Origin of the sequence: Extibacter sp. GGCC_0201 (assembly GCF_017566055.1) — a bacterium.
Lineage (GTDB): Bacteria > Bacillota > Clostridia > Lachnospirales > Lachnospiraceae > Extibacter.
This window is the reverse complement of sequence record NZ_JABFCH010000024.1, coordinates 58,799-65,276: the sequence shown is the minus strand read 5'-3', so window position 1 is coordinate 65,276 and position 6,478 is coordinate 58,799. Positions and strand designations below refer to the sequence as shown.

Here is a 6,478-nt window from a genome sequence, read left to right as displayed (position 1 = left end):
GCAGTATCTCTGCTTTTTAAATATTCAGTTGTAACACATGTATTGTAATCCTACAATATTTAATAATAGTTAAGAATTATTTACTTTTTTTCTTTGCCTTCTTCATGATATACTAAATTATATGTTGTTATTTCCAGCTGCCGCAGCGTAGTACATGCATCAGCCAGCTGCTGAAATACCGACAGGGAATGGAGGTGCACAGACTATATGAAATGGCAGGAAGAATTGAGACAGAACATAACAACGCTGGATGAACTGGCCGCATGCATTCCCGGTATTGACACAAGCGACGATAATGCGCGCAGTATTCTGGAGAAATATCCTATGTCCGTCCCCAGATATTATTTGTCGTTAATTGATCCGGGTGATGAAAGCGACTGCATCCGCAAGATGAGTATTCCCTCTTTTTCAGAGATGGATATAACCGGTACCTTTGATACGAGCGGAGAATCTTCCAACACGAAGCTCAAGGGGCTGCAGCACAAGTATCCCCAGACCGTGCTGCTGCTTTCCACTAACCGGTGTGCAATGTACTGCCGGTACTGTTTCCGCAAGCGGATGGTTGGAAGCCATACAGAAGAAGTCGTGGAAGATCTTGATCAAGTAATATCTTACATTGAAGAGCACACGGAGATCAGCAATGTGCTCATCTCGGGAGGCGATTCCTTTCTTCTCGACAACTCTGTAATCGAACGGTATCTGTCCGCATTATGCTCCATCAGCCATATAGACTACATACGCTTCGGAACAAAGATTCCTGTCGTCTTTCCTGAGAGGATTACCGGTGATTTAGAACTTCAGGACATATTCCGGCAGTACAGTTCAAAGAAGCAGATCTATATCATGACACAGTTCAACCATCCGTCCGAGCTTACCGCGGACGCTGTCAAATCAGTCAAATGCCTGCAGAGCCTTGGCCTGATCGTCAAGAACCAGACGGTGCTTCTAAAAGGCATCAATGACAGCCCGGACGTGCTTGCCGGTCTGATGAAACAGTTTACGAAGGTGGGCATCATTCCGTATTACGTATTCCAATGCCGGCCGGTAACCGGTGTAAAGAACCAGTTCCAGGTGCCGCTCCAGACAGGCTACGATATCGTAGAACAGGTGAAAAGGATGCAGAACGGCAACGGAAAGTGCTTCCGGTATGCCTTGTCTAATCCGGACGGCAAAGTAGAAATTCTCGGCAGACTGGACGACAGACATATGGTATTCAAGTACCATCAGGCAAAGAATCCGGATAACATCGGTAGAATCTTCGTGAAAGAAGTGCCTGCAGATGCCTGCTGGATAGAAGAATAAAACAGACATGAAAAACGGCAGAAGCCGGAGCAACGGGCAGACATCAGTCAACCAGCACTCCGGCTTTTCTCAGCCTTTTTTCAGCCTCGTCCAAGATTCCCTTGTCCGAAGCCTCTATCGTATGATAATGAATATTGCCCGTCAGCTCTTTTAGCGGCTTGGCCGTGTCTGAAAGAATCCTCTCCATGAATTCATCCACATCTTTCCTGCTGTTGATGCATAAATCCACAGCTATCTGGCCATATACTTCGTGCTCTACAATCACGTCCAGGACTTTGGCCCCTGCATCTACAATGCAATACAGCTCTTCCGCCATCTTTCTGTTATCATGCTTGACCATGACTACCCGCTTATGTGTGCCTGTACCGTTCTCCCTGCCATACAGGATATATCCCTTATTCGTAGACAGGATATTCTTATTCGTTGCGCGCAGCAGGGCGATGTCCTGAACGATTATCTGTCTGCTCACGCCCATCCGCCTCGCGAGAGCCGTACCGGAAATAGGTTCCTCCTCTGTCTTAAGCAGCTCCAGTATTGCTTCTCTTCTTTTATCTCCATCCATATATCTTATCCTTTCACTGTGGTCTGAACTTCCCCAAGGTGCCAGGGGTATGTATATTTCATACACCATACCGCCGTAAAATGCAAGTCCGGCTACGGATTTTTTTATATTTACAATTCGTTTATATAGTTTATAAGTTTATTATCATATCTTCATCTTTTCTTTAGACAGGCGTCACATGTTAGACACAATTGTTTTATATACTTAAATTATCAAATGAAGCTGACGTTAGTACAGAGCAGAAAATACTTGTATTTCCGCCAGCTTCGCCTAAAGACATTACGTTTGATTTATAATAGATTGTTTTTTTCATTCCCTTTCCTCAAGATGCAGCTCTTACCGGCTGCATCTTTTTTTCATGATAACGGGCATTTACATCTTCCTGATCTGGTGATATACTCAACTTTACCGGCAAGGTACAGATATATGACACAAAGGAGGGCCACGCCATGTTCCGATTATGGGGAAAAGAATTCAAAGATAACAAGATGCTCCGGGACACGGTCATCTGCGATGACAGTGATGATACCCGAACACATAAGATATTCAACGCTTTGGATGCCATCTGCTATGAATTTGACTTGAGCAAGCCAATCTGGCTCGACGCAACAGTCGAAGAATTCAAACGGCATGACAAGGCCAGGTTCAGCCAGGACAATTTTGTAGATTCAATCGATTTCGACTATCTGGAAATCCATGTAATTGAAGAATAGAAGCAGGGGGCAGGTGATTATCGTTAACACCTGCCCCCTGCTTTGCGCCACATATCTATCTATTCGTTGCGTATCGCCGCCAGCGGACTGAGCCGCATAGCTCTCAGTGAAGGAAAATAACCAGCCGCCACACCGACGAATACCGCAAATCCCATGGACAGCAGGACAAGCCACCACGGAATGAACGAGATGTTCCCGTCGATTCCCATCGCCGCCCCGTTCCCTGTCAGGAAATTGATGATTCCCGACATGAGAAAGCTCAGTATATTTCCCGCCATTCCGCCTATCAGTCCGATAAATGCCGCTTCCATCAGGAACATCTGCTTGATGTTCTTCAGGCTGCAGCCGAGAACCTTAATGACTCCTATCTCCTTCGTGCGCTCATAGATGGACATCATCATCGTATTGGCGATTCCTATCGCTGCAACGAGAAGGGACACCGCACCGATTCCTCCAAGCACTGCCTGGACGATGGCGAACTGGCTTTTCATGCTGTTCAGATACTCTGCGTTCGTCTGCGTATTGTAGCCCATCTCGCGTATGATGGATGACACTTCTTCCACCTTGTCTATATCATCTACTTTCACCTGTGCCGATGTATAGCAGAACTCTTTATACGGCTTGCCCGATTTGGTCGTAGGCTGGCCGGGAACGACCCTGCCGGCAAAGTCTTTCTTCAGGACCTTCTTCAGCGTCTCCAGATCGCAATATGCACTGTATGCGTTGGCATTATATTCATCCGGCCCGCCGGCAACGATGCCGCTTGCAGTCACCGCATGTTTCTTGACCGGCTGTGAGGGCTGGCTTTCTCCCGGATTACCCGGTCCGTCGCCGTTGCCGGCTGCATTTCCGAAAGACTGCTCCTGGCTCTTATAATACCCTTCCTGATCAAGGATAAGGAATACGGAGTCTTTCATCAGATTGATATCCGGCAGTTCCCCTGTCTCCCAATAGCTGCTCTGGGAATTCCGTTCTGTAAAGTTCGTTATTACTGCATTGCCATACAATATATCCAGCTGGCTTCCTCCCTGCTTTGGAAAGCTCCCTTCCCCTAGTTCTATGTTCTTTGCCTTAAGCCCGTCTGGTGTCAGCGCCGTCAGCTGTACATATGCCTCATATTTGCCTTTCAGCATGATGACCGACATATCATATGCCGGTGCTGCCGTTTTGACATGCCCCAGCTCCGACAGCTTCTTTATCGTCTCGTCTGTCACATATTGGGTCGATTCTTCCGAGCTCTCCTCACCGGAATATCCCCTCATAGACTCTCCTGCCTCTTTGCCCGTTACCGTTATGGTCGTGAGCCCCCCAGACTGTTCCACTTCCTTGTAAAGCGACTGCTGCATCCCCAGTCCAAGAGAAATCATTACTACGATGGATGCTGTACCGATGACGACTCCCAGAACCGTCAGAAATGTCCTGAGTTTTCTTCTTTTGAGGTTACTCCCGCTCATCCTCAGCAGATCCATCCAATTCATTCAGCAATTCCTCCTCTTCATCTGCCATCTGCTTCTTCTTCTTTTTCTTTATAATGATAACCGCTGCTGCGGCTGCCGCAATGATGACGGCAATGACGATAACCGGGATGACAGGGAGGCCGCCTTGCTCCATCTCTTCCATCTCCACCGCAGGCATATCATCCATCCCTTCCGGCCCGACCTCAAGCTGAAGCTCCTTTGTCATGGTTAAGACTTTGCCTGCCTCATCTTCATAGCTCAGCGTCATCGTTACTTTTTCACTACCTGTGCTTTCTTTCGTCCCTTCCAGCGTTGCATCGATAGACGCCGTCGCGCCTGATTCCACATTTCCTATAAATGTCTCGGCCTTCTTGACGCATTTGCCTTCGAATGCAGCTTTCACGTTGTACAGCTTGATACGTCCGAGATTGTACAGGCTGCACATCACATTTGCCTCTTCTCCAACTGTTATTGTCTCCGGGCTTATTTCAAATTCACTGAATTCAAATCTGGCATCCTGCTTCACCGGTATAGATATGCTGGAGGCCCCTTCTATCTGAGCCGCATCCGCATCTTCATATTTCATGCTCAAGTCGATGCTGTACGGCTTCTGCAACAGGTCAGCCTTGGCATTCAGCTGTATGGATATGTCTGCTGTGCCGTTCGCCTTGATACCGTCCAGATAGATAGAACTAGAACCAGAGGCCGGCAGGAAAGCCGGTGCCGTCGTCTGCTCGTCAGTACCTTCCGTCGGGGCGTTCAAATCAAAAAGCATATTGCCGACCCTGGTTGCTTTGGATGTGTTCTTCAAGTGGATGGTCAGCGTAAAGTTGCTGCCTGCCCGCACCTCTGCCGGATCCGTGTCAAACCCGGTGACGATGACCCGCGGAACAGATCTGCTGCCGCCGGAACCTCCTTCACCGCCTCCGCCGCTGTAAGAAGCATCCCCATTGCTGAAGCCGCCTGCATCTGCCGCTAACGGTATCGTATCTGTGCCGCTGGAACCACCGTCCTCCTGCTTCTTTGCCGGCTTGTTGTTACTGTCCTGTCCGGACGTGTTCTTATCTGCAGGCTTCGCCGTCGTGAGCACATAAAAAGACTGGCTTCCGGTGATGCTGCCGCTTGCGCTTCCGTCCGCCGTATACTTGAAAAGCAGCGTAAAACGGGTACTTGGCACATCGTCACGCGCGGTAAAGTTGAATTCTACCGGCTTCGTCTCACCTGCTGCCAGCGTATCAATCTTCGCCTCATATTTCTGGTATTCTGTCTTGAACGGCCACTGGCTCACGTCATCCTTCATATCCGGAGACACGACGATATTGTTGATAGCATCGGTTGTATTATTCGTCACGTTCACCACGAACTTCTGCGGCTTCTGGTACTGGTACGTCAGCACCCCCGGAACCGATAACGTGATATCCCCGTCTGCTGCTTTTGCCGGCATCGGCAAGAAGGCAGCCGCCGTTACGGCGGATACGATCAGCACGGCCAGTAATCTCTTCATTGTCTTCATCATGATAATCCTCCCTCAACAGTTTCTTTTTCTCTGTTCTCTTCTATCTTTATGATATTGCCATCCCTTATGTGGAATATCCGGTCAGCGTATGTAGCCAGATGAGCGTCATGTGTAACCATCACAAGCGTCTTCCTCTGTTCCCGCACGACCTGCTGCATCAGCCCCATGACATCTTCCGATGTGTGGGAGTCCAGGTTCCCTGTCGGCTCGTCTGCAAATATTATCTTTGGATCCACGACAAGTGCCCTCGCGACTCCGACCCGCTGCTGCTGCCCGCCGGACATCTGGTTAGGCCTGTGGTTCTTGTGCTTATTCAGATTCACAAGATGAAGCATCTCATCCGCCTTTTTCATCCTCTCCTCTTTCGGCATGCCTCGGAAACTTAGCGGAAGCGCCACGTTCTCAAGCGCATTCAATGTGCCAAGAAGATGGAATGACTGGAAGATAAACCCGACATTTTCACGGCGGAACTTTACGAGCTGTTCCTCATTCAGCTTCTCTATGTGCCGGCCACCTATGACTACGCTGCCCTTGGTGGGTTTCTCCAGCCCGGCCAGCATGTTAAGCAATGTGGACTTTCCGGAACCTGATGTTCCGACGATTGCACAGAACTCTCCCTCATAGATGCTGAAATCAAGGCCGTCAAGAGCCCGTACAACTTCATCTCCGACACGGTATAATTTGTACAAATCTCTTACCTCAATTACTTTTTCCATACGTCCCTCCTGTCTTACCATACAGTTTACTATATAAAAGGGAAGACTTACCATATGAAATTATGAATTATTTCTTAATATGACTTGAAAACCAGCGCTCATACGCTGTTTAAACAGCATAGTCATATAAGTTCCATATAATTATATACTTTTCCTTTATATATATGTTGACATTATATATTATACGATATATAATATGCTTATCAAAAACA

At 48.0% G+C, this 6,478-nt stretch carries 6 protein-coding genes; 2 read left to right on the top strand and 4 right to left on the bottom strand.

Annotation, left to right across the window (positions count from 1 at the left end):
• Positions 1-207: 207 nt before the first annotated feature.
• Complete coding sequence (locus tag HJV72_RS15130) at positions 208-1,302, top strand: KamA family radical SAM protein (protein ID WP_208072150.1); 1,095 nt, start codon at positions 208-210, stop codon at positions 1,300-1,302.
• Between the two features lie 43 nt (positions 1,303-1,345).
• On the opposite strand, the gene HJV72_RS15125 is transcribed toward HJV72_RS15130, so the two are convergent.
• Positions 1,346-1,864 carry a transcription repressor NadR gene (locus HJV72_RS15125; protein ID WP_208072148.1) on the bottom strand — a complete coding sequence of 173 codons (519 nt, stop codon included), beginning with the start codon at positions 1,862-1,864 and terminating at the stop codon, positions 1,346-1,348.
• Between the two features lie 449 nt (positions 1,865-2,313).
• Here HJV72_RS15125 and HJV72_RS15120 point away from each other — a divergent pair, with 449 nt between their 5' ends.
• On the top strand, positions 2,314-2,577 hold the full coding sequence (locus HJV72_RS15120; RefSeq protein ID WP_208072146.1) for a hypothetical protein: 264 nt from the start codon (positions 2,314-2,316) through the stop codon (positions 2,575-2,577).
• A 59-nt stretch (positions 2,578-2,636) separates the two neighbouring features.
• On the opposite strand, the gene HJV72_RS15115 is transcribed toward HJV72_RS15120, so the two are convergent.
• Genes HJV72_RS15115 through HJV72_RS15105 form a run of 3 tightly spaced genes read right to left on the bottom strand, consistent with a single transcriptional unit; the run spans position 2,637 to position 6,266 of the window.
• A complete protein-coding gene (locus HJV72_RS15115) occupies positions 2,637-4,055 on the bottom strand; it encodes an ABC transporter permease (RefSeq protein ID WP_208072144.1) in 1,419 nt (472 codons plus the stop codon).
• Positions 4,018-5,550, bottom strand: coding sequence for a COG1361 S-layer family protein (locus tag HJV72_RS15110; RefSeq protein WP_243765662.1), 1,533 nt, complete (start codon positions 5,548-5,550; stop codon positions 4,018-4,020). The genes HJV72_RS15115 and HJV72_RS15110 overlap by 38 nt, the downstream gene beginning before the upstream one ends.
• Positions 5,547-6,266, bottom strand: coding sequence for an ABC transporter ATP-binding protein (locus HJV72_RS15105; RefSeq protein WP_208072141.1), 720 nt, complete (start codon positions 6,264-6,266; stop codon positions 5,547-5,549). Before HJV72_RS15105 ends, HJV72_RS15110 begins: the two co-directional genes overlap by 4 nt.
• Positions 6,267-6,478 lie beyond the last annotated feature (212 nt).

Coding starts and splice junctions, on each gene's coding strand:
- HJV72_RS15115 (WP_208072144.1), bottom strand. CDS start 4,055: ATGAATTGGATGGATCTGCTGAGGATGAGCGGGAGTAACCTCAAAAGA.
- HJV72_RS15125 (WP_208072148.1), bottom strand. CDS start 1,864: ATGGATGGAGATAAAAGAAGAGAAGCAATACTGGAGCTGCTTAAGACA.
- HJV72_RS15105 (WP_208072141.1), bottom strand. CDS start 6,266: ATGGAAAAAGTAATTGAGGTAAGAGATTTGTACAAATTATACCGTGTC.
- HJV72_RS15120 (WP_208072146.1), top strand. CDS start 2,314: ATGTTCCGATTATGGGGAAAAGAATTCAAAGATAACAAGATGCTCCGG.
- HJV72_RS15130 (WP_208072150.1), top strand. CDS start 208: ATGAAATGGCAGGAAGAATTGAGACAGAACATAACAACGCTGGATGAA.
- HJV72_RS15110 (WP_243765662.1), bottom strand. CDS start 5,550: ATGATGAAGACAATGAAGAGATTACTGGCCGTGCTGATCGTATCCGCC.